Source organism: Candidatus Cloacimonadota bacterium (assembly GCA_021734245.1).
Taxonomy (GTDB): domain Bacteria; phylum Cloacimonadota; class Cloacimonadia; order Cloacimonadales; family TCS61; genus B137-G9.
On the sequence record JAIPJH010000047.1, the window covers coordinates 1 to 23,645 of the forward strand.

The following is a 23,645-nucleotide window of genomic DNA, read 5'->3' on the forward strand; positions in this document are numbered from 1 at the left end:
GGGTTTTCCGAAATTTCTCCCCTGTTTGAGGGGAGATGCCGAAGGCAGAGGGGTAAATAATGAAAATTCGATTTTCAGCTTGCTGAAATAAATTTAGTGAAATACACCTTGGCTCTGCCACGGTGATAGTCAAATTTAACAATTTTCTTTATTTATTATTAATTGTTTTTGATTTGACATCTTAAAACTTTAAATTAATCTTGTTAAATCTAATTTGCTGTGGGAGATGAAGTTGCAATTTCTCATCATTTCCCAGCTGTAAATGAAGGTGAAAATAATGAAAAAGAATTTAGATTTTTTTGAACGTTTTGAAGAATTCGCCAGTCGTTATAAACTCTTCAAAAAGGGTGAGAAAATAGTAGTAGGCTTTTCTGGTGGAGCAGATTCCACGGCTCTTCTACTTGCAATGTGGCACATGAAATCTGTATTCGATTTTTCACTTTTGGCAGCGCATGTAAACTATAACCTGCGAGGAGAAGATTCACTTCGTGATGAAGAATTTGTTCGCAATTTCTGTTTTGAAAGGAATATATCTCTGGTCATAAAAAACGTAAAAATAAAAAATAAAAGCAACCTGGAAAGTAATGCACGTGATATCAGGTTCGCTTATTTCAATCAACTTCGCAAACTTTATAAAGTGGATAAAATAGCCTTGGGGCATAATCGTAAAGACCAGGCAGAAACCATGCTTTTTAGAATGTTTCGTGGTTCGGGTTATGCCGGAATTAAAGGAATTTCACCGATCTCGAAAGATATTATTCATCCCATTTTATGTTTCTCCAGAAAAGAGATCGAAAAATATCTTAACAATGAAGGGATTGAATGGAGAGAAGATAAATCTAACCGGGAAAATGTTTTCAGCCGCAACAAAATCCGTAATGAACTTCTTCCCTGGCTGCAGAAAAATATGAATCCCGGGATTGTAGACAAGCTTTACAATACAGCATCAATCTTTGCCGATACTGATGTTATTCTGGAAGAACTTGCACGAAGAAGGCTGATTAAAGCTCAGATCTATCATCACAAAAATGAGTACAAATTTTCATTGCCTGTAATTTTAAAAACTCGTCCTGTTCTCAGATTTTATTTGTTCAGGAAAGTCTTTTCTTTCCTTTCGGAAGATACAAAAGATTTTTACACAAATCATTTTGAAGAGATCGAAGCAATCCTGCATTCCAAAGGAAGTAAAGAAATAGAGCTGCCCCGAAATGTTATTGTTCGCAAAGAATACAAAGAGCTTACGTTTTTGAACAAAGACAGCATCAAAGAAATTGATGTGAACAAGACAAAAGAGATCACATCACTGCGAAATCGTCTTACTTTTGAAGATACTCGCATAATCATGAAAAAGCTGAAAAAACTCCCCACCAAACGCAATCAATTTGAAGATAAAAATGTTACATATCTGGATTATGATAAAACATCATTTCCCATCACTGTGCGTCATCGTCAACCAGGAGATACATTTGTGCCACTGGGAATGGAGCACCACAAGAAATTGAAGGATTTTTTCATTGACGAAAAAATAGCCAAATTTGACAGAGATAAGGTGCTTATTTTTAGTGATAATGAGAAGATTCTGTGGGTTGCCGGGCATCGAGTTGATAATCGAGTAATCGTGAATGATGATACAAAAAATATTTTGATGCTGAAAATAGAAAAGATGAAATTTAAGAAAGCCCGGGCAGCTGAAAGAATTAAAAAGAAATAATTTTAGTTTTCCATTTGGAAGGCTTACAAAAGTTCTAAAAGGATTATATATAAATGAAAAATGAAATTTCCAGCATTTTAGTTAGTGAACAGGAAATTCAGCAAAAAGTAAAAGAGTTAGCTGCCAAAATTTCGAAAGATTATGAAGGCAAAAATCCCATTGTGATCTGTATCTTAAAAGGTGCAGCAATGTTCATGAGCGATCTTATCAAGCACGTCACAATTCCCCTGGAAATAGATTTTATGTCGCTTTCCAGTTATGGAGACAGCACAAAATCTTCCGGTGTTGTTAGAATAAAAAAAGATATCGATTCCGATATCAGCGGACGACACGTGATAATCGTAGAAGACATTGTAGATAGTGGACTTACGCTCAAGTATATCGATGAATATTTCTTGAAGCATAATTGCAAATCAGTTAAGATCTGCACATTATTGGATAAACCAGAAGCGCACAAAACTGATCTGGAAATCGATTATGTAGGATTTGAAGTTGGAAATGAATTTGTGGTAGGTTTCGGACTTGATTATGCTCAAAAATACCGCAATCTTCCTTTCATCGGAATTTTAAAAAAAGAAGTTTATAACTAAAGGAGAATATAAATTAATGGCAAATAATCGTAAAGACCCAAACCAGAACGATCCCAACAAAAAGAATAAAAATCAAATTCCCAAAATGAAGAAATCGCAGACAATTACTTTTTGGATTGTGATCTTGTTGATAGTAATTGTGATGTTCCAAATGAGCCGCATGGGCGAGAGTAAATCTGAGGAAATTACCTACACAGAATTTATGAGAATGGTAGATAGCGGAGAAGTTGCCAGAGTTGGTTTTGATGAAAAAGATGTAACGATAACCGGTATTGACGGCCAGAATTACAGCACATATCTTCCTTTTGAAGCTCCGGAGCTGGTTAAATCATTAGCCGAAAAAGGAATAATTGTGTATTCCCAAAAACCTTCGCAGCTTCTGGGAATTTTATTGTCCTGGTTTCCATTTTTGTTGTTCATTGGAGTGTGGATATTCATTATGCGTGGAATGCGCGGTGGAGCAGGCCAGGCTTTCAGTTTTGGCAAAAGTAAAGCAAGATTAGCTACCGATGGAAAAACAAAGGTTACATTTAAAGATGTGGCAGGAGTTGATGAAGCTAAAGAAGAACTGGAAGAAATTGTTGAATTCTTGAAAGCACCCAAGAAATTTCAAAAACTGGGTGGAAGAATTCCCCGTGGAGTTTTACTTCTGGGAAGACCAGGAACTGGTAAAACACTTCTGGCAAAAGCTGTAGCAGGTGAAGCAAAAGTTCCATTTTTCAGTATCAGTGGTTCCGATTTTGTGGAGATGTTTGTTGGCGTTGGTGCATCTCGAGTTCGAGATATGTTTTTGCAAGCCAAGAAAAACGCTCCCTGTATTGCTTTTATAGATGAGATTGATGCCGTGGGAAGACATCGTGGAAGCGGACTTGGCGGTGGACATGATGAACGCGAACAGACTTTAAATCAGCTGTTGGTAGAAATGGACGGTTTCGATCCAAATGATTCTGTCATTATTATCGCTGCTACAAACAGACCCGATGTTTTGGATCCTGCCTTGCTTCGTCCCGGTCGTTTTGATCGACAGGTAATCGTTGATCTTCCCGATATTAAAGGACGTGAAGAAATCCTGAAAGTTCACACTCGCATACTTCCGATAGCGAAAGAAGTTAGTTTTGCCGTCGTCGCTCGTGTAACTCCTGGTTTCAGTGGTGCCGATCTGGCGAATCTGGTTAACGAAGCCGCTCTTCTGGCTGCTCGGAAAAATAAGAAAAAGATCGAGATGGATGACTTTGATGAAGCAAAAGATAAAGTAACGATGGGTAAAGCTCGTAAAAGCAAAGTCATCACCGATGAAGATAAAAAAATTACAGCGGTTCATGAAGTTGGTCATGTTCTCTGTTCAATGTTTCTGGATAAAGTTGAACCGATCCACAAAGTTACCATTATTCCGCGCGGATTCAGCGGTGGAGCAACTCATTTTATGCAGACAGATAAAACCTATTATACCCGAACTTATATGCAGCAGACAATCGTAGGTTTAATGGGTGGAAGAACAGCAGAAGAAATCATTTTTAATGAGTTATCAACTGGTGCTTCCAACGACATTGAACGTGCAACAAACCTGGCAAAACAAATGGTTTGTAATCTGGGAATGAGTGAAAAGATCGGGCCGATGACAGTTGCCAAAAAAGAATCTCAGGTCTTTTTGGGAAAAGATATTTCGCAACACGAAAACATCAGTGAAGAAACCGCAAAACTTATCGATAGCGAGATTCGAAGTTTCATTGAAAATGCTCATAAAACTTCTAACGAAATACTGATGAAGCATAAGAAATTGTTGGAAAACATGTCAGAAACTCTACTTGAGAAAGAAACATTAGAAGCGGATGAAATCTATCAAATTGCAAAAGATAACTGTCCGAAAGAAGAACAGGATTTCATTGATGAACAATTTAAGAAAGTTCAGGAAATGAAAATAGATCTTTCCAAAAAGGATTTCTCGGTAAAACCGGATGAAAAGAAGGAATCTGAAGCTAAGGAACCAGAGAAACAGGATTCTGAAAAGACTGATAAAACTGAAGATAAAAAGGATGAAACTTCAAAAGAAGTAAAAAAAGAAGTGAAAACAAAAAAAGAGCAAAAAGAACCTGAGAAAGAAGAAGATAAGGATGAGAAAAAGTAGAACTATGACTCTTTCTTTTTCATTTTCTAATTCATTGATAAGTCATGCTGAGTTAATCGAACTATGTGGGAATCATTAATTACAAATGCTGTATCCCTTCCCGAGCGAATACTCGGGACTCATGATGACAAAGAAGAAATACTCTTTTGTTCGTTTTGTTAGCTGTTCAAATAATAAGGAATTTAATATGATACAAATGCACGGAACTACAATAATCGGTGTAAAAAAAAACAATAAAATAGCCATCGGTGGCGATGGACAGGTCACTCTGGGTCATTCCATCATGAAAGCTTCTGCCAACAAAATCCGCAGACTTTTCGATGGCAAAGTTGTAGCTGGTTTTGCCGGAGCTACAGCCGATGCTTTTACTTTATTCGAAAAATTTGAAGGCAAATTGAAAGAATACAAAGGCAATCTAAAAAGGGCTGCCGTAGAACTTGCCAAAGACTGGCGCTCCGATAAATTCCTGCGTCGCCTGGAAGCAATGATCATCGTGGCAGATAAAAACACTCTACTTGTGATAAGCGGAACCGGTGATGTACTGGAACCGGACGATGATGTCATCGCGATCGGTTCGGGCGGAAATTATGCTTTAGCTGCAGCAAGAGCTTTAATGGACAGCAAATTGAACTCCAAACAGATCGTGGAAAAATCACTGGAAATTGCAGCAGAAATCTGCATTTATACAAATTCAAATTCAATCGTTGAGGAAATATGAAACATCTAACACCAGCAAGAATTATCGAAGAACTTGATAAATACATAATTGGTCAGGATAAAGCCAAAAAAGCTGTAGCAATTGCCCTGCGAAATCGCTGGCGACGTCAGCAGGTAGAAGGTGAACTGCAACAGGAAATCATGCCAAACAACATCATTCTGATCGGGCCGACCGGCGTAGGAAAAACAGAAATTGCGCGAAGATTATCGCGTTTAGCTCATGCTCCATTTATAAAAGTAGAAGCTTCCAAGTTTACGGAAGTTGGTTATGTGGGACGTGACGTGGAATCGATGATTCGCGAACTTATGAATATCGCCTTAAATGACGTTCGCAGCGAAATGACAGCCAAAGTTCAAGCGCAGGCAAAAGCTAAAGCCCGCAACCGCATGATCGATATTCTTTATCCCAGACCTCCTATAAAACCAAACGAAACAGAAGAAGAAATAAAAAATGCAGAAGATCGCTATCAGCGCATTCGCAAGAAAATGGAAACCCTTTTCGATACCGGAGAACTCGATAATCGTGAAGTAGAGATTTCTGTAAATCCTCCCAAACCTTCTCATATAGAAATTTTCTCACCAACCGGAATGGAAAATATCGATTTTAATATCGGTGAGATGATGAGCAATATTTTTACCGGCAAGAAAGGACATGATAAAAAGAAGAAAATGAAGGTGAAAGACGCTTACAATATCCTGGTGGAAGAAGAATCTAATCGCCTGGTGAAAAAAGATAAAGTGCGGGAAGAAGCTAAAAATCGTGTAGAAAATAATGGTATCATTTTTATCGATGAGATCGATAAAATTGCCGGCAATGAAAATCGTACCGGGGCTGATGTTTCACGATCCGGTGTTCAACGTGACCTTCTACCTATCGTGGAAGGATCCAACGTTCACACAAAATTTGGAATTATCGATACTTCGCATATTTTGTTCATTGCTGCCGGAGCTTTTTCCACTGCCAAACCTTCCGATCTTATCCCCGAACTACAGGGACGTTTTCCCATTCGAGAAGAACTCAGCAGCCTTACAAAAGATGATCTCAAAAAGATTCTGATCTTCCCCAAAAGCTCACTAACAAAACAATACATTGCTCTCTTTGCTTCCGAAAAAGTTAAATTGAAATTTGATGATGAAGCTGTGGAAGAAATCGCGGTTTTTGCGGCAGCTGCCAACGAGAAAATGGAAGATATCGGAGCTCGTCGCCTACACACAATTATGAATTCACTCCTGGAAGATTATCTGCTGGCAATGCCCGATGTAACTTATAAAACTGTGAATATTAAAAAGAAATTCGTGCAGGAAAAACTCTCTCGCATTATCGAAGATGAAGATCTTAGTAAATATATTTTGTGATGAAAGATTTTAAATTTTGGATTTTTGAACCCCCTTTTATTCCCCCTTACAAAGGGAGACTTTCAAATTATTGTAAAAACAAATTAGTTTTTTTAAGCTCCCCTTCGAAGGGGAGAAAACGACGAAGTCGTTAGAGGGATTTCACTTGAATATCTTAAATTTTAAATTTATAATTTACGAATGCAGATTAATAAATTGAGAAAAAAAATATGATGTTTGCATTGCATTTGACGTGTTGAGAGAAGAATGAATAATTTATTATCTATAAAAGAAGCGAGCAAATGGGTTACTGAACATTATGGCAAACAAACATCTCCTTCGCAAATCAGTTATTTGATGCAATATGGCCATTTAAAAAAAATTGGGAATAATAGTAGTACAAAAGTTTTAGTTAATGACTTAAAAAAATATTTTGATTCACATATTAATCTTGAAATGAAAATGAAAGAGAGACTTGGAAAAGATTTGAATTGGACTTTATCATTTCATGGAATTTCAGAAAAAGAACGAACAAAACATGTACATAGATTGCATCCTTATAAAGGAAAATTTATTCCTCAATTGGTAGAATATTTCCTTGATGATCATGTAGATAATTTTAAAAAACATGTTTATTTTAAACCTGATGATATTGTAATAGATCCATTTTGCGGAAGTGGAACTACCTTAGTTCAAGCCAACGAATTGGGTATTAATGCAATTGGTATTGATGTATCAGAATTTAATGCTCAAATTAGTAATATAAAAGTTCACAAACATAATCTTCAAATTTTGTATCATGAATTAAGAAAAATCTATAATTTGTATAGCGAATTTATTTATAATTCTAAAGCCATAAATTTTGAAAATGACCTTTTAAACGAACTTAATAAGTTCAATAATAAAAATTTTCCTTCCCCAAAATTTAAATATCAAGTTAGACATAACGAAATTGATGAATGGAATTATGCTAAACTTAAAGAAAATGAATTCGATGAAATTTTTAATAAACTAGTAAAAAAACACAAGTTGAAAATAATTCAAAATAAACATAAAAATTTTATTGATAAATGGTATTTGCTACCTGTAAGAGATGAAATTGATTATGTCTTATCGTTAATCGAAGAAATCCACGATAAGGATATAAAACAAGTTGTAAAATTAATTTTAAGTAGAACGATCCGTTCTTGCAGAGCTACATCTCATTCAGATTTAGCTACGTTGATAAAACCAATAACAAAAACTTATTATTGTCATAAACATTACAAAATATGCAAACCTTTATTTTCGATGTTTGGTTGGTGGAAACGATATAGTGAAGACACATTAAAAAGGTTATCAGAATTTGATCTCAATCGAACAAACACATATCAGATTTGTTTAACTGGTGATTCTCGAAAAATTAATATTTTTGATTCTTTAGAAAAAATCAATTCGATTTTTGGAGAAACATTAAAAGAAAAGAAGATAAAAGGCATTTTTACTAGTCCTCCCTATGTTGGTTTAATCAATTATCACGAACAACATGCATATGCCTACGATTTATTTGGTTATGATCGAAAGGATAAACTTGAAATTGGTCCATTATTCAAAGGGAAAGGGAAAGAAGCCAGAATATCTTATGTTGAAGGCATTTCAGATGTTTTGTTAAATACTAAAAAATATTTAGCGGAAGATTATGACGTTTTTCTTGTTGCAAATGATAAATTCAACTTATATCCAAAAATAGCTAAGAATGCAGGTATGAAAATTATTAATGAATTTAAAAGACCTGTACTTAATAGAACTGAGAAGGATAAATCAGCTTATTCGGAGACGATTTTTCATATGAAGGAGGAATGAATGAACTTTTCTAATCAAGAAATTTTGAATATTACAAATACAATCAAAAGCTGTTTACGAAACAAATTCAAGAATTATAACCCAAAAGGAGTTGAGAAGCCTTTTCATTTCAGATTATTAGGAAGAGATAGAATGGAATTATTTGCATTTATTCAATCTTTAAACACTACCTTTGGTACATCCATTTTCGAGCCTGTAGCAGCAAAAGTATCTGAAAGGAAATTTAATGAAATTCACTACCAATATGAAGTAGGAGATGAAATTAGTGAATCTGCGCAAAGAGAAATTCAAAACATTATAGATGATTTATCTATTGGGAAAGATGTTAATAAGATTGAAGAACTAAATCGAATTAGAAAAGTTTGTAACTCAGGAAAAACTCACAAATTAAGACCTGTAAAAGTTGATTTGTATCTAAAAGATGAGAATGATGAAATATATTTGTTTGATTTAAAAACAGCGAAACCAAATAAAAGTAATTTTAAAGACTTCAAGAGAACTCTCTTGGAATGGGCAGCAATAATGTTTCATAAAAACTCATCTGCTAAAATTCATACACTAATAGCCATACCTTATAATCCCTATGAACCTAAACCTTATCAATTTTGGACTGTTAAAGGAATGATCGATTTGGATCAAGAATTAAAAGTCGCTAAAGATTTTTGGGATTTTCTTGGTGGTAAAGATGCTTATGAAGATTTGTTAGATTGCTTTGAAAAAGCTGGCAATGAGATGAGAGATGAAATTAACAAATATTTCTTAAGGTTTAAATAGGATGTTATATGAAAAATGAAATTATATATTCTCTATCAACTGAAGATATTGAAACTATTCTTGAAAAAGAAGAAATAAGGCAATTAACTGAAACAGAATTAAAAAAAGTAATTGAAAAAATTCCAGAATACATTCCTTGGTATGAAAGTATTCTTGAAGCTATAAATGAAATTATTCAAAACCAGGAGCAAAAATGAAAAAAACTTTAACCTTTATCCTTTTAACTTTTTCCCTTTTTACTTATCTCTTTTCGGAAGATACCATCTCGGTTGACCTTCCCAAAATAGCTGCTGTGGAACTGCAGCCGTACACCAATTTTGATTACGACAAGATCGATGAATCCAGTGCGATCATCAAAAGCAGAATGTGGAACGATGTATATTGGACTCTGAACGATTCCGGTGGTAAAAATATGATCTTTCCTTTCAATCGCAAAGGAGAGCTGCTGCGTGCTGAATGGTACAAAGAATATCAAGGGGGAGTTTATCTGGCTGGAACGATGAATATCGACTGGGAAGAAATGGCTGTGGATAATGATGGAAACATCTACGTTTGCGATAGTGGAAATAATGGAAATGCCCGGCGTGATCTGGCTGTTTACATGCTGAAAGACCCCAATCCAGAATTTTCCGGAACAGTCAATTATCTGAAGAAAATGCACTTTTATTATCCCGAGCAAACTCAATATCCTGCTGTTCCCAATAATTTCGATTGTGAAGCTGTTTTCTGGGCAAATGGAAAATTATATTTCCTGACCAAACATCGTGCTGATTCTCTGACCAGGCTTTATCGAATGGACAGCATGAATGCTAACATCGAAAATCCTCTTACTTATCTTGCCACTTTTGATATCAACGGCATGGTAACCGCTGCCGATGTAACTCCTGATGGAAAAAATCTGGCAGTTCTCACTTATGATAATGTCTGGATTTTCAGTGTGGAAGAAGGTGATGATTATTTTAATGGAACTATTAAATATCTTCCCATAAAAGCAAAACAATGTGAAGCTATCTGCTTTGCTGATGAAGAAACTCTGATCATTACAAATGAGCAGACTGAACTTTTTGAATTAAAAATTTCAGATATGATCGACGTAAAATAAAAGAGAGAGGAGGCTTTTTATGAAATTCAAATCTATCCTTGCCCTGATAATTTTCATCTTGATCGTCATTATTTTTGTTCAAAATACGGAAGTCGTGGAATTCAAAGTTTTTTTCTGGAAGTTACAGATGTCGCGCATTATTCTGTATCCAGGAATTCTTGTTATTGGTATTATCATTGGTTATATTATAGCCAAGATCAACCGGCATAAGAACTACAAAGAAAAACTTAAACAATTTCAGAAAACAGCTCCCAATACGGAACTACCGTTGGATGAAAAATGAAATTCGAGATAATCCTGAATCCTGTAGCAGGAAAGGATTACGCTCCCAAACATATTCCGGTTATCAATAAATTTCTGGAAGAGAACAACTGCAAGTATGAAATTCATCTTACTCATCAACCTGGTCATGCTATAAACCTGGCACAAGATTTTGCCCGGAAAGAAAATACCGCAGTAATTGCTGCCGGTGGTGATGGAACATGTAACGAAGTTATAAACGGATTGATGTTGGCAAAAGAAGAACTTGATCATCTTCCGTTATTTGGTGTTCTGCCTATCGGGCGAGGCAACGATTTTGCTTATGGTGCTCACATTCCAGATAAGCTGGCAGAAAGCCTTAATGTCTTGATTTCAGGACATTCGCAAAAAATGGATGTAGGTTTGATCGCGGGTGGAGATTTCCCACAGGGAAGATATTTTGGAAATGGTATCGGAGTTGGTTTCGACACATTGGTCGGCTTGGAAGCAGCCAAAATGAAACACATTCACGGAGCTGCCGGTTATGCAATCGGAGCTATAAAAGTATTGATAAAATATCCCCCAGCACCAGAAGTGGAATTGAAATTTGATGACACAATATTGCAGATAAATCCTGCCTTAGTTTCCATTATGAACGGTAACAGAATGGGTGGAACTTTTTTCATGTCTCCCGAGGCAAACAACAACGATGGAATTTTGAATCTGTGTATGACAAAGCAGGGAAATCGAAGAGAACTTTTGAAAGCAATGCTTCATTATACCAAAGGAACTCAGCAGAGTTTGGAAAATACTACTACCTTGCAAAGTCCGTCATTTTCTCTGGAAGCAAAAAGCGGTCATCTGGCTGTTCATGCCGATGGTGAAACTATCTGCCAAGCCGGAAAGAAAATCGATGTAAAATGCATTCCAAGTGCTATAAATATTATCTGTAAAAAACGATAATAGAAAGTGAATATTTACGGAAAATCTGCTGCAATAGTTGTTCGAACGATACTTCATCTTCTTTGCAAAGTTGATAAAAGAGAATTGAAAAAACTTCCCCGTAAAGGGCCTTACATCATTGCCATGAATCATATAAACTTTTTAGAAGTTCCTATGATATTTGTAGATCTTTTCCCTCGCAAAATTCATGGGATAGCCAAAAAGGAAACCTGGGATAATCCTGTTTTGAAAATACTTGCCAATATTTGGGAAACTGTTCCCATCGATCGAGAAGGTTTTACGGCAAATACATTTAGAAAAGTGAAAGAGCATCTTGGCAACGATAAAATAATAATCATAGCTCCCGAAGGAACTCGCACTGGCGATGGTAAATTGAAAAAAGCTCATCCCGGAATTATTACAATGGCTCAGCAATCCGACGTTCCCATCTATCCTGTAGTACATTTTGGAGGTGAACTTTTTTGGGATAATCTCGTTAAATTCAAACGCACAAGATTTACTTTTGAGGTTGGAAAACCCATAAAGATAAAGAAAGTAAAATCAACAGATAAATCTATAAGACATAAGCAGGTGGATCAATTGATGTTTAGAATGGCAGAATTATTACCTGAGAAGTATCGGGGAAATTACAAAGATATTGATAAAATTAATAATAAATATGTGGAAGAGGTGGAAGATGAATAAGATGATCTCAAAGTGTGGACTGATCTGTACTGAATGCCCGGCATTCATAGCTTACAAAACAAATGATAATGAATTAAGAAAAAAAACAGCAAAACAATGGAGTAAAACGTATAATGCTCTAATTTTACCAGAAGCTGTTAACTGCGTTGGTTGCCAAATAGAAGAAGGAACTTTGTTCCATCATTGTACAGTTTGTGAGATAAGAAAATGTGCACTAGTAAAGAAAGTCGAAACTTGTGCCAGTTGTGATGATTATAAATGTGAACGAATTACTGAATTTTTTGGCTGGGTTCCCGAAGCAGAAAAAGTTCTGGATGCCTTGAGAGGGTAGCTGCTGGTTGCTGGCAAGTCACGTCGTAGCTTTAGCGAAGACGGATTGCTCTGATATGCAAACATTCGGAAGAGCTTCGCACATTCCGAAGTTTTCTCAAGGTCACCATGTCACCAAAACACAGAGTCTTAGATCTTTCCTTTCTTCCATTCACCTTTCTCGTAGATCAGAAACGCCCAGATTGCTATTATTCCATTAGAAATGATCATCGACCACCAGAGCGCATCGTAAGGATATTCAGCGAGAGGTTTAGATATCCACTGCAAAAATGGAATCAGAAAATCGATCTTAATATATTCCAAAGCCAATCCGGAAAGTAGTAAAACAAAGGGAATTCGAAGTCCCCACAAACGTACAATATTTAAGATCATGGTTGGTTTTGTGTGTCCAGAACCATTGAAAACTCCCATAAAAATGAAAACAATTCCAAAAATGAAAGTAGCAAAAGATGACACTCTAAACATCCTTACTCCGGTTTGGACGACTTCCTTGTCATCAATGAAAAACTTAACAATATCTGAACCAAAGAAATAGAGAATTGCACAACCGATCAACATAATCGTCATTATCAGAAGAAAAGCTCTTTTCACACTGTCTATTGCCCGATCAACCTTCCGGGCACCAAGATTCTGCCCGACAATCGTTGCCAAAGCATTGCTCATTCCCATTGCCGGCATCATAAAGAATCCTGTAAGCCTGTTCCCTATCGAAAATACTGTGATCACAACTGTACCGAAGCTATTTACAAAACCCTGCAGAAGCAGAAAACCAAAACTTGTAACAGACTGTCCTAAAGAAGCCGGAATACTTATATTTAAGATTTTCTTAAGCATAACTTTATCTGGGATTAAATCTTGAACAGTTGGAATCAGTACTTTATCTTTTTTCATGAAATAAATCAATGCAATCACAGCCCCAATCAACCTGGCAAACAATGTAGCATAAGCAGCTCCGACTGCTTCCAGACGAGGGAAGAAGCCAACTCCAAAGATCAATAACGGATCAACAAGCACATTTATGATTACAGACACCAACTGAACTTTCATCGGAGAGATGGTATCTCCCATTCCATGAGAAAAACTCTGATAGGAAAGGAAAAGAAACATAAAGACCATTCCAACCAGGATTACGGAAATATACTGTTTGGTTACCTCATAAATTTCGGAGGGAACTTGAAGTAAATGTAAAATATTATCTAAGAATACAAAACTGAAAATCAGAAAAAAAGCACAAAATATTACAACAAGAATTACAAACTGTCCCACAACTCTTTTCATTTCCGGAAAGCGGTTTGCGCCTTTATATTGAGAGATGAGAGAAGTTCCTGCGATTACAAAACCAAAACCAAAAGAAGATAAAAAGAAAATAAGCGGAAAAGCAATTCCGGCAGCAGAAACGGCTCCCCGAGCATTTTCTCCTAACTTTCCCAACCAGAAAGCATCAGTAAGATTGTAGAACATCTGCAGAAAATTGGAAAACATTATCGGTAATGATAATTTTACCAGGTTTCTGGTTATGCTGCCCTGCGTTAGATCCATAGCTTTGTTTTTCATATCATAATTCTTTCGATTAAAAAAATCCTCCCTTCTCTTTCGAGCGGGAGGATTTTATATACAATTATCTTCTATTCTTTTTCACTTAACTCAGTTTCTTCCAGCTTCAAACTTGCCACATAATCGAACATTTCGTCAAGTGTGTTGAATCTATCAAAATACGATAGTGCTTCCTGAAGTTGTGTGTCGTCTTTAATTGCAGTTTTATATTGAGCCACATCACCAAATTTTCGCCCGATAATATTTGCTTCAAGCTCGTTCTTGATCCAGGTATAACTGCTATCCACATCAGCTTGTTCGAATTCTACTTCGTTTTGTTTTGCAAAATCCAGGAAATCACTGACCATTTCGTCATCAACTTCAAAATCTTCAGAAACATCTACTTCATGTTCCAGCAAATAATCTACCGAATAATTGAAAAATTGACTTTTGCGTCGTAATTCGATCTCAAATTTATTTAGAAGTGACTGCTTAATCTCGATATCAGGATTTACACCACCACCACCGTAAACTTTGCGGCCTTTGGAAGTGTAGAAAACTATTTCGTGATTTTTTTCATCAGCTTCTTCTTCCATCTTTTCAATCTCTTCTCGATCGATCTCACCGTTTAATACTCGTTCATCTTTAAGAAGTTTATCGTTGAGATCCTTATGGATACAACGCCCGGAATTGATGTAATATTTTGCGGTTGTTACTTTTAGCCCTTTACCGTCGCTAAGTGGGAATAAACGCTGAACACTTCCTTTGCCAAAAGAAGTTTGTCCAACAATAAGACCTTTGTCCCAATCCTGCAGAGAACCAGCAAAAATTTCAGCAGCACTGGCTGAACCGCTGTTAATTAGTGCAACAACCGGGTAGCCGCTTCTCATGCGGTTATAACGGGTAAAATATTCCTGATTTGCTTGTGGAATTCTGCCTTTGGTGAAGACAACTCTTTTATCTTTTCCAATAAACTCATTCACTGTTGTGATGGCTTCACTCAGAAGTCCTCCAGGATTAAATCTGAGATCGATAAGAAGTCCTCTTATTCCCTGATTCTCCAGGTCATCTAAAACATCGCGTAATTCTGAGGTAGTATTGGCATTGAACTGACGAATTCTGATATAACCAATTCCATTATCCATTTTGAATGCATAAGGAATACTTTTGATTTTGATAACATCTCTTACGATCTCGAAATCAAGTTCTTCATCCACGCCGGGTCGCTCGATCGTGATGACAACTTTTGTACCTGGTTCGCCCCGCATCAATTTGATAGATGCACTTGTATCCACTCCGACAACACTTTCACCGTCAACTTTAATGATCTTATCTCCAGCCATTATTCCCATGCGATATGCTGGAGTTCCTTCGATCGGAGTTACAACAGTAATGTAATCACCTTTTTTATCGATCGAAATACCTAATCCACCAAATTCACCCTGAGTATCGGAAGTAAATTTATCAAATTCAAATTCATCAAAATATGTGGTGTGTGGATCTACTTCATCCAGCATTCCTTCAATAGCAGAATCAATCAGATCAGAAATATCAAGATCTTCCACGTAATTTTCGCGGATTGTATTCAACACTTCGCTGAATAATTGTATCTTTTTATAGATATTTGTTCTGTCATTATTAGCTGCATCTATATTATTGGAATTGAAAAACATCAATCCAATGATAATCCAACCGATCACACTCACTGAAACTAAGATTTTACTTAACTTATTAAATTTCATTGTCTGCCCTCACTTATCTTATAAATTTATTAATAACTTCAATTATATCTTTTTGAATCTCTGCAATACTTTTTTTGCCGTGCAGGATAACAAATCTGTCACTTTCCTGTTTGGCCAGATCCAAAAAACCTTTTCTCACCTCTTTGTGAAATGCAAGCGATTCCTGTTCCAATCTGTCAGCATTTTTGGTTTCGATCCTCGATAAACCGATTTCAGCCGGCAAATCGACCAGAAACGTCACATCAGGCCTTAAACCAAAGGTTGCGAAGTTGGTCAGGGTGTCAATGATGTTTCTGGGAATTTTGCGAGCAGCTCCCTGATAAGCGATTGTGGAATCAAAATATCTGTCGGAAATCACAAAATTTCCCTGCTCTAAATTGGGAATTATCCATTCTCCTGTATGTTGACTTCTGCTGGCCATATAAAGCAGTATTTCTGTGCGAGCGATCATTTCTTTATTGTTAGTACTCAAGAGTACATTACGAATATCCTCAGAGATTTTCGGACCACCAGGCTCACGCGTCAGTAAAACATTTTTACCTTGTTCTTTCAAATACTCAGTTAGTAGTTTAGCTTGTGTGGATTTTCCGCAACCTTCTATACCTTCAAACGTTATAAATAGACTTTTCATTATCTTTCCTTTTTTTTAAATTCCACTATTTATCATACCATATCCTTCGACAAGCTCAGGATGACTTGTACGGTTTAAACTTTAATATAATTAACTCCAAAATTTCAAAATTGTACTGCTGAGTTTACTTGTCCCGAAATTATATTCGGGAAAGCATGTGGCAAGCCATAATTCATCATGCCATACCCTTCGATAAGCTCAGGATGACTTCCCTTTTTTCTTTGAAAGAATGACCAATAAATCAAAATCAGCATTTATCAACGCTTCTTTCTTTGCCCTTGTCCATCCTTTAATCTGTTGTTCTGCTGAAACTGCATCATTAGGATTAGTAAAATTCTGGGAAAACACCAATTTTACGGGACGTTTATGCTTTGTATATCCTTTATAAAATCCTAATTTGTGTTCGCTTAATCTTTTTTCTATATCAGAAGTCGATCCTGTATAATAAGATCCATCTGAACATTTAAGAATATAAACCCAATAACTTTTCATTAATTCCTTTAATCAGCAATATGTCATGCTGAGTTTACTTGTCTCGAAATTATATTCGGGAAAGCATGTGGCAAGCCATAATTCATCATGCCATACCCTTCGACAAGCTCAGGATGACATACTATTTTCATCATTTAGCTTTTCCAACAAATCCATCTGCATCATTAACGCATCTTCCTGTGGTTTGTTATAATATTTTTTTCTTTTCCCAATTATTTCAAAGCCTAATTTCCGATAAAGAGCTATCGCTGCTAAGTTAGAAACACGAACTTCCAAAAAAAAATTGGAACAATGGATTTTCAGTAATCTTCCTATCACGAATTTCACAAGCAATTCCGCTAAACCCTGTCTTTGAAATGACGAACTTACAGCCAGGTTTGTAATATTGAATTCATCATACAATAACAGTCCACAAATATAACCAGCTATAGTATTTCCAACTTTTTCCTGCGCTACAAAAGCATAACCGGATTTTATCTCTTCCAGAAACATATCTTTTTTCCAGGGACTGGAAAACAATTTCTTTTCCATTTCCAGAATAATCGGAATGTCCGTAACTTGCATTGGTCTTATTTCGACTTGGATCATTTTTTAATAATATAATTTTTGACCAGGTCGGATGATCACAATACCGTTATTGTTTTTCAAATTATTATTGGTGATGATCCATTTACTTGTAACACCCAGTTTATCAGCAATTTCACCAACAGTATCACCTTTTTTCACAATATAATTCCGCGAGCCTTGAGTTTTGGTTTGATTTCCATAAAGCTTTAATTTCTGACCTGGATAGATTACATTGGAACGTAACCCATTCAAACCTTTGATCTTGCTGATTGTTGTTTTATATTTTCGGGCAATATCGTAAAGTGTATCTCCCCTTTTTACAATATGATGTGTGAAAAAACCGGTATTTTCATTCAAAAACTGCTTTTCCAAAGCTGCTAAAGCTTTTTCATCAACAACTCCATTATTGGGAATTAAGATTTCATAATCTCCCGGAGGAAGAACAACATTATTTACTGCTGAGTATTTTCGTCGAGATTGTTTATATATCTTGATCCAGGGATTCAATTCTAAAATTCTACCCAGAGAAGTTCCCTGCGCTTTAGCCCAGTCATCGATCTTGTAGTGACCTTTCAGCTTCACTTCTACAAGATGGTTCTCATCCAATAATGGTTTCTGTCTTTCCAATATTTTACCAAACAGAGCTTGTTCATTGTCAAATATCAATTTGATCGCTGCAGCACGCCAAACGTATTGCTGTGTTTCATCTGCATTCATCAGAATATCAAAGAAATCATAAACTTCCTGCTGACGAATAACTTTGGCAATACTACCAGCTCCGGCATTGTAAGCACACATCGTGAGCAGCCAATCTTCTGCACCGCGGTTTTTTAGATAATCATGGCTATTCAGCAAGTATTGAGCTGCAGCTTTGGTGGAGAAAAACACATCACGTCTTTCATCCACAAAACTATCGATCCGCATCTTAAAACCTTTTGCCGTGCTGGGCATGAATTGCCAGATACCAGCAGCACCAACATGCGAAGTTGCCATCGGCGTAAGCTGACTTTCTGCGATCGCCAGGTATTTTACATCCAAAGGAATTTTATATTCGGTAAAAATAGAATCAAAAATTGCAAAATATTTTCCGCTGCGGGGAATGAATTTATGTGCTGATCTCAACTCATGTTTAAAAATCTTCTCAAATTTGTTATAAAGTCTTTCATTGGTCAGGTCAAAAACACGATCGGCAAAAACCAGCGAGTCAGGAATATGGAAATTTTGATTTACAGCAACTCTGCTGTTGGAAATATCCAATTCTATTTCCAGTGAATCAATAATAAAATCATAATTTTGAAGTTGCAGGTAAAGAGAATCTAACTTCTGATCTTTATATGAAATGACTTTATATAATGAATCAATAACCGCATTTTCGTTCATAGGTTCTAATTTTTGAATTTCCGGCTCTGCTGTTTTATTTAAACTGCAGCCAGCAACAACTAATATCAATAAAAGAATAATTAATAAGTGTTTCATTTTAGGAAATCTCCATCATTCTTTCCGCATAATTTGTATCGTAATATTTCAAGTAATTTCCTGTTCGTATATCTTCTATCCATTCTTGATGATTTACATACCATTCAATAGTTTCCTGCAATCCATCTTCAAATTTTACTTCCGGTTTCCAGCCCAGTTCATTTTGAATTTTACTGGAATCCAGGGCATATCGGAAATCGTGCCCCTGACGATCTAAAACAAATTGAATGTGAGATTTAGATTCCGGGAATTTTTGTAATAAGTGTTCCACAAGTTTCAGATTTTCCCAGTTATCTCCGGTTCCAACATTATAGGTTTCTCCTGGAATTCCTTTGTGCAAAACAAGATCGATAGCTTTGCAGTGATCATTCACATGCAGCCATTCACGAATATTTTGTCCATCACCATAAAGTGGAAGCTCTTCATTTAGAAGAGAATTCACTATCATTAGTGGAATTAGTTTTTCCGGGAACTGAAAAGGGCCGTAATTATTGCAGGCTCGAATAATATTTACAGGTTGCTTGAAAGTTTGATGTGCCACACGGATAAGCAAATCTGCAGAAGCTTTGCTGGCTGCGTAAGGATTATTGGGATTTAATTTATCATCTTCCTTGCTGGCTATTCCGGTCGGCAAAGAACCATAAACTTCATCCGTGGAGATTTGAACGAATTTCTTTACTTTATTTTCTCGTGACTGATTTAACAATATCTGAGTTCCGATTATGTTGCTTGTAAGGAAAATATCGGGATTTACAATACTTCTATCCACATGAGATTCTGCAGCAAAATGAACAACATAATCAGGATTGAATTGCTCAAAAACGTTTTTTATATCCAGGGCATTTGCCACATCACCTTCCACGGAAATTAAATTTTCCAAGTTTCCGGCATAAGTTAATTTATCAAAATTTATAACCTTACAATCGGGATACTTTCCCAACATATATTTTATGAAATTCGATCCGATAAAACCGGCTCCACCGGTTACCATTACGATCTTCATATCTTTATTTGGATCTTCAAAAAAATTAAAAACTTCATCTTTGTGAGGGGTCATCGAAATTTATTCCTTTCAAATAAGATTGAGTAAAATATAAAAAACAGGAGCTGCCAACAACAGGCTGTCAAAACGATCCAGCACTCCACCATGACCAGGCAGGAAATGCGAGCTGTCTTTTACACCGGCATCTCTTTTCAGCATCGATTCAAATAAATCTCCGAATTGGCCAAAAATACCTACAGAAACAGCCAGGGATAAACTTTGCAGAATTGTATAATTACCAAAATATCCAAAAATAAATGAGGCAACAAAACTCATCAGAATTCCAGCTATAAAGCCTTCGGCAGATTTATTCGGACTAACAGAAAAAACATTGCGATGTTTACCCAGATAACGTCCGGCAAAATAAGCTGCAGAATCAGTAAGCCAGATCATGCCGATCAAACTGAAAAGCAGGAATCCACCATTATCCAGCATTCTTATCCTGAAAAGAGAACTCATAAAAACCGAAATGTAAACACAGAAAAATATCGATGCAGAAACTCTGTTGAATGAACCAGTAATTCGACTTAGCAGAATATCGATTCCGGTAACAACAATAAAAACCAGAACCAGAGAAGCAAACATATGAAAAAGGCTGAAATAAGCTGACATAAAAAAGATCAGAATGCCCATTATCAGGACTACGCGTGGAACATTTATTCCCTTTTCAATAAAGATCTCTCGCAGTTCAAACATGAGCGCTAAAACTACCAAACTCAAAAAAGAGGATAGTACAATTCCACCTGTGAAGAAGATCAATAAGATCGTTGGTATAAAAAACAATGCCATCAAAAGTCTTTTAATAAGTTCCATTAGCTCCTCATTTTTCCTGAATGTCATCCTGAGCGTAGTTGAAGGATGAAGAGCAGGAAAGATTAATCGTCCGTGACTCTTCGACTTCGCTCAGAGTGACAGACAAATTTTTATTTAATTGAGTCTTTGAATATATCTTCAACCCTTAGTCCTCCTAAAGTCGGACAGCTCCCTTGTAAGGTAGCGAATATGGAATTGTCTGTAAATCATCTCTTTCCAAATCTTCTTTTACGCTTTTGAAAATCTATTATCGCTTCCAGGAATTCCTGTTTGGAAAAATCCGGCCAGAATGTATTAGTGAACCAGAGTTCGGCATAAGCAGTCTGCCAAAGCAGAAAATTGGAAAGCCGCTCTTCCCCGCTTGTTCGTATCACCAGATCAACATCAGGCATTCCCGCAGTATAAAGATAATTATTTATCAATTCTTCTGTTATCTCATCAGGAATTTTTTCTTCTTTTATATCTTTTGAAATATTTCTAAAAGCATCTGCCAGCTCTTTTCTTCCGCCATAATTCATGGCAATGTTCAAATGCAATCCTGTATTATTCCAGCTTTTGCGGCAGGTTGCCATCACTTTTTTATTATAGGATTCATCCAATTTTTCTTTAGTACCAATAAACCTGATATTCACGTTATTTTCATTCAGTTCATCGATCTCTTTCACAAGCGAATCCATGATCAATTTTAGTAGATAAGAAACTTCCGTTTTACTGCGTCCCCAGTTTTCGGTGGAAAAAGCATAAACAGTAAGATACTCCAGATCGATATCTCCACAAACTTCCACAATATTGTGAAGAGCCGTCACACCTTCGCGATGTCCCTGAACTCGCTTCAGATCATGTTCTTTTGCCCAGCGCCCGTTGCCATCCATTATGATAGCAATATGCTGCGGCATTTTTTCTTTATCCAGCCTAAAAATCAAATCTTCTAAATTTTTTTCATTCATCTATTATACTCACTTCTTGTAGATCACGGCGTAGTTCAGCATTTCGTAACGAAGCCGGATCATTTCTCAGCTCTCACTTCTAACTTCTGCTCTGCTTTCATTTTAAGAAAAGCGTTTATGAACTGATCCAGATCGCCATCCATAACAGCATCTGTGTTTCCGGTTTCATGATTTGTGCGATGATCTTTCACCATCTGATAAGGATGGAAAACATAGGATCGAATCTGATTTCCCCAACCAATATCAGTTTTAGCATCCTGCAGTTTCTGGCGTTCTTTTTCGCGTTCTTCTTCTCTCATCTGAAAAAGCCTTGATTTCAGGATCTTCATGGCTACTTCTTTATTGATGATCTGCGATCTTTCGTTCTGGCACTGCACCACAATTCCTGTAGGAATGTGGGTAATACGTACAGCCGAATCGGTAGTATTTACTCCCTGACCACCTTTTCCGCTGGAACGATAAGTATCGATGCGCAGATCTTTGGGATCAATTTCTATTTCGTCATCATCTTCAATTATTGGATAAATGAACACAGAAGCAAATGAAGTTTGACGCTTCCCCTGAGCATTAAAGGGAGAAATCCTGACTAGACGGTGAATACCGGATTCCGACTTTAAATAGCCAAAAGCGTACTCACCCAGAATTTCCATCGTTACACTTTTAATGCCTGCTTCATCTCCAGGCTGCAGATCTACGATTTCAATTTTGTAATCAGAATTTTCTGCCCAGCGTTTATACATACGCAGCAGCATTTCTGCCCAATCCTGAGACTCGGTACCACCGGCTCCTGGATGAATCGTGAGAATTGCACTATTTTGATCGGCTTTTCCACTTAACAGAAATTGCGTTTCCACTTTATCCAGAAAGGCTTCATGATTTTTCAATTCACCGGCACCTTCTTGCAAAAGCGAATCATTGAATGACTCTTCCAGAAGCATCAGATAAGTATTAAGGTCATCTGAGATACTTTGCAGTTTATCATCTTTTTCTATTTGATTGCGAAGTCTGGTGAGCTGTTGGGTTACTTTTCTGGCATTCTTCTGGTCATTCCAGAAATCAGCGTCTTGTGTCTGCTTATCCAGCTGGCTTATCTTCTGCTTGATGGCAGAAGTGTCAAAGTAACCTCCTGATATAATCGATGCGGCTGTTTACTTCTTCTACCTGTTTCTGAAAATCTATATATTCCATTATTTAATCTCCTGATGTAACCAAAATCTTTCTGCAGACTATTTTGTCTAATTTTTTCTGAAGTTATCTTTGCCACTCATCAAATTTGTGATATCAGTCATTTCATGATTTACCAATTGCCAACTGGTAGAAATCTCGTTACCTTCAATCTTTCCGATCCAAGTGGTAAGTGCATCGCAGGATTCGGTATCACTTTTCCAAATCACGCTGAATGTGATGCAATCTTCGTATATAAAACCGGTTAGAGGATAAGGAATATTACGACAGGGAAAGCTTTCTTCTTTATTTATATAATAACCACTTAACTTGCCGTTTACCTCATCTACAGTTTCTATATTAAGTATGGAACCTGCAGCATTAGTCCAGCTTGAATTTGCCAGAGATATCTGCAAATTTTCCGCATGCAACAAACAAAGAACTAAACACAGAAACATAAAAACAACTATCGATCTCACTCTCATAACATTCTCCTTGTGCGACAAGAAGTTGCATAAGTAATCGTGGAACGAGGAGTTAAGACTCTTCGATTCCACCTGATCTTTCACGGTCAGTAGCCTACCGGGATGTGCGTTGAAAGTAATTTCGAGGTGCAAAGCTCTCGGGACAACGATTGCTGTTGAGGATTAATCGTGAGATTAACCAAATCTGCCAGCAGAAAGGCAGACAGTAACAAGGCTGGGGTAATATGGTTAACAGAAGTGAATGAGTGATAAACATCGTTATGTTTGAACAGCCTAAACTGCTGAAAGGCTGTAGCCAAAAGGCGAGAGGACAGGTTGCATTAAGGCGGCTTTAATGCAC

At 36.6% G+C, this 23,645-nt stretch carries 24 protein-coding genes; 13 read left to right on the forward strand and 11 right to left on the reverse strand.

The window, feature by feature from the left end; translation table 11 throughout:
* Nucleotides 1-277: 277 nt before the first annotated feature.
* The 13 genes from tilS (at nt 278) to K9N40_08280 (ending at nt 12,414) form a co-directional block, all read left to right on the forward strand.
* On the forward strand, nt 278-1,711 hold the full coding sequence (gene tilS, locus K9N40_08220; GenBank protein MCF7814449.1) for a tRNA lysidine(34) synthetase TilS: 1,434 nt from the start codon (nt 278-280) through the stop codon (nt 1,709-1,711).
* Nucleotides 1,712-1,764: 53 nt separating this feature from the next.
* On the forward strand, nt 1,765-2,301 hold the full coding sequence (gene hpt / locus K9N40_08225; protein MCF7814450.1) for a hypoxanthine phosphoribosyltransferase: 537 nt from the start codon (nt 1,765-1,767) through the stop codon (nt 2,299-2,301).
* An 85-nt stretch (nt 2,302-2,386) separates the two neighbouring features.
* Nucleotides 2,387-4,426 carry an ATP-dependent zinc metalloprotease FtsH gene (gene ftsH / locus K9N40_08230; protein MCF7814451.1) on the forward strand — a complete coding sequence of 680 codons (2,040 nt, stop codon included), beginning with the start codon at nt 2,387-2,389 and terminating at the stop codon, nt 4,424-4,426.
* A 187-nt stretch (nt 4,427-4,613) separates the two neighbouring features.
* Nucleotides 4,614-5,144, forward strand: a complete 531-nt coding sequence (hslV, locus tag K9N40_08235) for an ATP-dependent protease subunit HslV (GenBank protein MCF7814452.1) — start codon at nt 4,614-4,616, stop codon at nt 5,142-5,144.
* A complete protein-coding gene (gene hslU, locus K9N40_08240) occupies nt 5,141-6,499 on the forward strand; it encodes an ATP-dependent protease ATPase subunit HslU (GenBank protein MCF7814453.1) in 1,359 nt (452 codons plus the stop codon). Before hslV ends, hslU begins: the two co-directional genes overlap by 4 nt.
* Before the next feature lie 246 nt (nt 6,500-6,745).
* A complete protein-coding gene (locus K9N40_08245) occupies nt 6,746-8,320 on the forward strand; it encodes a site-specific DNA-methyltransferase (protein ID MCF7814454.1) in 1,575 nt (524 codons plus the stop codon).
* The gene (locus tag K9N40_08250; GenBank protein MCF7814455.1) at nt 8,321-9,094 is read left to right on the forward strand and encodes a TdeIII family type II restriction endonuclease; all 774 of its coding nucleotides are present in this window, start codon (nt 8,321-8,323) and stop codon (nt 9,092-9,094) included.
* An 8-nt stretch (nt 9,095-9,102) separates the two neighbouring features.
* On the forward strand, nt 9,103-9,291 hold the full coding sequence (locus tag K9N40_08255) for a hypothetical protein (protein MCF7814456.1): 189 nt from the start codon (nt 9,103-9,105) through the stop codon (nt 9,289-9,291).
* Complete coding sequence (locus K9N40_08260) at nt 9,288-10,196, forward strand: hypothetical protein (protein MCF7814457.1); 909 nt, start codon at nt 9,288-9,290, stop codon at nt 10,194-10,196. Before K9N40_08255 ends, K9N40_08260 begins: the two co-directional genes overlap by 4 nt.
* Before the next feature lie 19 nt (nt 10,197-10,215).
* Nucleotides 10,216-10,479 carry a hypothetical protein gene (locus K9N40_08265; protein ID MCF7814458.1) on the forward strand — a complete coding sequence of 88 codons (264 nt, stop codon included), beginning with the start codon at nt 10,216-10,218 and terminating at the stop codon, nt 10,477-10,479.
* On the forward strand, nt 10,476-11,399 hold the full coding sequence (locus tag K9N40_08270) for a diacylglycerol kinase family lipid kinase (GenBank protein ID MCF7814459.1): 924 nt from the start codon (nt 10,476-10,478) through the stop codon (nt 11,397-11,399). The genes K9N40_08265 and K9N40_08270 overlap by 4 nt, the downstream gene beginning before the upstream one ends.
* Nucleotides 11,400-11,405: 6 nt before the next feature.
* A complete protein-coding gene (locus K9N40_08275; protein ID MCF7814460.1) occupies nt 11,406-12,083 on the forward strand; it encodes a 1-acyl-sn-glycerol-3-phosphate acyltransferase in 678 nt (225 codons plus the stop codon).
* A 1-nt stretch (nt 12,084) separates the two neighbouring features.
* Nucleotides 12,085-12,414, forward strand: a complete 330-nt coding sequence (locus K9N40_08280; GenBank protein ID MCF7814461.1) for a DUF3795 domain-containing protein — start codon at nt 12,085-12,087, stop codon at nt 12,412-12,414.
* Nucleotides 12,415-12,542: 128 nt separating this feature from the next.
* Here K9N40_08280 and K9N40_08285 read toward each other — a convergent pair whose 3' ends face one another.
* The 11 genes from K9N40_08285 to K9N40_08335 form a co-directional block, all read right to left on the reverse strand.
* On the reverse strand, nt 12,543-13,967 hold the full coding sequence (locus tag K9N40_08285; protein MCF7814462.1) for an MATE family efflux transporter: 1,425 nt from the start codon (nt 13,965-13,967) through the stop codon (nt 12,543-12,545).
* A gap of 71 nt (nt 13,968-14,038) precedes the next feature.
* Nucleotides 14,039-15,688: a S41 family peptidase gene (locus tag K9N40_08290; protein ID MCF7814463.1), complete on the reverse strand. Its 1,650-nt coding sequence runs from the start codon at nt 15,686-15,688 to the stop codon at nt 14,039-14,041.
* A 13-nt stretch (nt 15,689-15,701) separates the two neighbouring features.
* On the reverse strand, nt 15,702-16,319 hold the full coding sequence (gene tmk / locus K9N40_08295) for a dTMP kinase (GenBank protein MCF7814464.1): 618 nt from the start codon (nt 16,317-16,319) through the stop codon (nt 15,702-15,704).
* A gap of 198 nt (nt 16,320-16,517) precedes the next feature.
* Nucleotides 16,518-16,811 (reverse strand): GIY-YIG nuclease family protein, encoded by a 294-nt coding sequence (locus K9N40_08300; GenBank protein ID MCF7814465.1) that lies wholly within the window; start codon nt 16,809-16,811, stop codon nt 16,518-16,520.
* 108 nt (nt 16,812-16,919) lie between these two features.
* Complete coding sequence (gene rimI, locus K9N40_08305) at nt 16,920-17,399, reverse strand: ribosomal protein S18-alanine N-acetyltransferase (protein MCF7814466.1); 480 nt, start codon at nt 17,397-17,399, stop codon at nt 16,920-16,922.
* Nucleotides 17,400-17,402: 3 nt separating this feature from the next.
* Nucleotides 17,403-18,854: a LysM peptidoglycan-binding domain-containing protein gene (locus tag K9N40_08310; protein MCF7814467.1), complete on the reverse strand. Its 1,452-nt coding sequence runs from the start codon at nt 18,852-18,854 to the stop codon at nt 17,403-17,405.
* A 1-nt stretch (nt 18,855) separates the two neighbouring features.
* A complete protein-coding gene (gene rfbB / locus K9N40_08315; protein ID MCF7814468.1) occupies nt 18,856-19,857 on the reverse strand; it encodes a dTDP-glucose 4,6-dehydratase in 1,002 nt (333 codons plus the stop codon).
* Nucleotides 19,858-19,926: 69 nt separating this feature from the next.
* A complete protein-coding gene (locus K9N40_08320) occupies nt 19,927-20,709 on the reverse strand; it encodes a phosphatidate cytidylyltransferase (GenBank protein MCF7814469.1) in 783 nt (260 codons plus the stop codon).
* 206 nt (nt 20,710-20,915) lie between these two features.
* The gene (locus K9N40_08325) at nt 20,916-21,656 is read right to left on the reverse strand and encodes an isoprenyl transferase (GenBank protein ID MCF7814470.1); all 741 of its coding nucleotides are present in this window, start codon (nt 21,654-21,656) and stop codon (nt 20,916-20,918) included.
* Between the two features lie 59 nt (nt 21,657-21,715).
* Nucleotides 21,716-22,844, reverse strand: a protein-coding gene (gene prfB / locus K9N40_08330) for a peptide chain release factor 2 (GenBank protein ID MCF7814471.1) whose coding sequence is annotated in 2 segments (ribosomal slippage) — nt 21,716-22,771 and nt 22,773-22,844 — 1,128 coding nt in all. Because the reading frame shifts where the segments join, the coding sequence is not laid out codon by codon here.
* Nucleotides 22,845-22,891: 47 nt separating this feature from the next.
* Complete coding sequence (locus K9N40_08335) at nt 22,892-23,305, reverse strand: avidin/streptavidin family protein (GenBank protein MCF7814472.1); 414 nt, start codon at nt 23,303-23,305, stop codon at nt 22,892-22,894.
* Nucleotides 23,306-23,645 lie beyond the last annotated feature (340 nt).

What these genes read in the sequence shown, in the direction of transcription:
- tilS (MCF7814449.1), top strand. Translation starts at nt 278, where the DNA reads ATGAAAAAGAATTTAGATTTTTTTGAACGTTTTGAAGAATTCGCCAGT.
- hpt (MCF7814450.1), top strand. Translation starts at nt 1,765, where the DNA reads ATGAAAAATGAAATTTCCAGCATTTTAGTTAGTGAACAGGAAATTCAG.
- ftsH (MCF7814451.1), top strand. Translation starts at nt 2,387, where the DNA reads ATGAAGAAATCGCAGACAATTACTTTTTGGATTGTGATCTTGTTGATA.
- hslV (MCF7814452.1), top strand. Translation starts at nt 4,614, where the DNA reads ATGATACAAATGCACGGAACTACAATAATCGGTGTAAAAAAAAACAAT.
- hslU (MCF7814453.1), top strand. Translation starts at nt 5,141, where the DNA reads ATGAAACATCTAACACCAGCAAGAATTATCGAAGAACTTGATAAATAC.
- K9N40_08245 (MCF7814454.1), top strand. Translation starts at nt 6,746, where the DNA reads ATGAATAATTTATTATCTATAAAAGAAGCGAGCAAATGGGTTACTGAA.
- K9N40_08250 (MCF7814455.1), top strand. Translation starts at nt 8,321, where the DNA reads ATGAACTTTTCTAATCAAGAAATTTTGAATATTACAAATACAATCAAA.
- K9N40_08255 (MCF7814456.1), top strand. Translation starts at nt 9,103, where the DNA reads ATGAAAAATGAAATTATATATTCTCTATCAACTGAAGATATTGAAACT.
- K9N40_08260 (MCF7814457.1), top strand. Translation starts at nt 9,288, where the DNA reads ATGAAAAAAACTTTAACCTTTATCCTTTTAACTTTTTCCCTTTTTACT.
- K9N40_08265 (MCF7814458.1), top strand. Translation starts at nt 10,216, where the DNA reads ATGAAATTCAAATCTATCCTTGCCCTGATAATTTTCATCTTGATCGTC.
- K9N40_08270 (MCF7814459.1), top strand. Translation starts at nt 10,476, where the DNA reads ATGAAATTCGAGATAATCCTGAATCCTGTAGCAGGAAAGGATTACGCT.
- K9N40_08280 (MCF7814461.1), top strand. Translation starts at nt 12,085, where the DNA reads ATGATCTCAAAGTGTGGACTGATCTGTACTGAATGCCCGGCATTCATA.
- K9N40_08285 (MCF7814462.1), bottom strand. Translation starts at nt 13,967, where the DNA reads ATGAAAAACAAAGCTATGGATCTAACGCAGGGCAGCATAACCAGAAAC.
- K9N40_08290 (MCF7814463.1), bottom strand. Translation starts at nt 15,688, where the DNA reads ATGAAATTTAATAAGTTAAGTAAAATCTTAGTTTCAGTGAGTGTGATC.
- tmk (MCF7814464.1), bottom strand. Translation starts at nt 16,319, where the DNA reads ATGAAAAGTCTATTTATAACGTTTGAAGGTATAGAAGGTTGCGGAAAA.
- K9N40_08300 (MCF7814465.1), bottom strand. Translation starts at nt 16,811, where the DNA reads ATGAAAAGTTATTGGGTTTATATTCTTAAATGTTCAGATGGATCTTAT.
- rimI (MCF7814466.1), bottom strand. Translation starts at nt 17,399, where the DNA reads ATGATCCAAGTCGAAATAAGACCAATGCAAGTTACGGACATTCCGATT.
- K9N40_08310 (MCF7814467.1), bottom strand. Translation starts at nt 18,854, where the DNA reads ATGAAACACTTATTAATTATTCTTTTATTGATATTAGTTGTTGCTGGC.
- rfbB (MCF7814468.1), bottom strand. Translation starts at nt 19,857, where the DNA reads ATGAAGATCGTAATGGTAACCGGTGGAGCCGGTTTTATCGGATCGAAT.
- K9N40_08320 (MCF7814469.1), bottom strand. Translation starts at nt 20,709, where the DNA reads ATGGAACTTATTAAAAGACTTTTGATGGCATTGTTTTTTATACCAACG.
- K9N40_08325 (MCF7814470.1), bottom strand. Translation starts at nt 21,656, where the DNA reads ATGAATGAAAAAAATTTAGAAGATTTGATTTTTAGGCTGGATAAAGAA.
- K9N40_08335 (MCF7814472.1), bottom strand. Translation starts at nt 23,305, where the DNA reads ATGAGAGTGAGATCGATAGTTGTTTTTATGTTTCTGTGTTTAGTTCTT.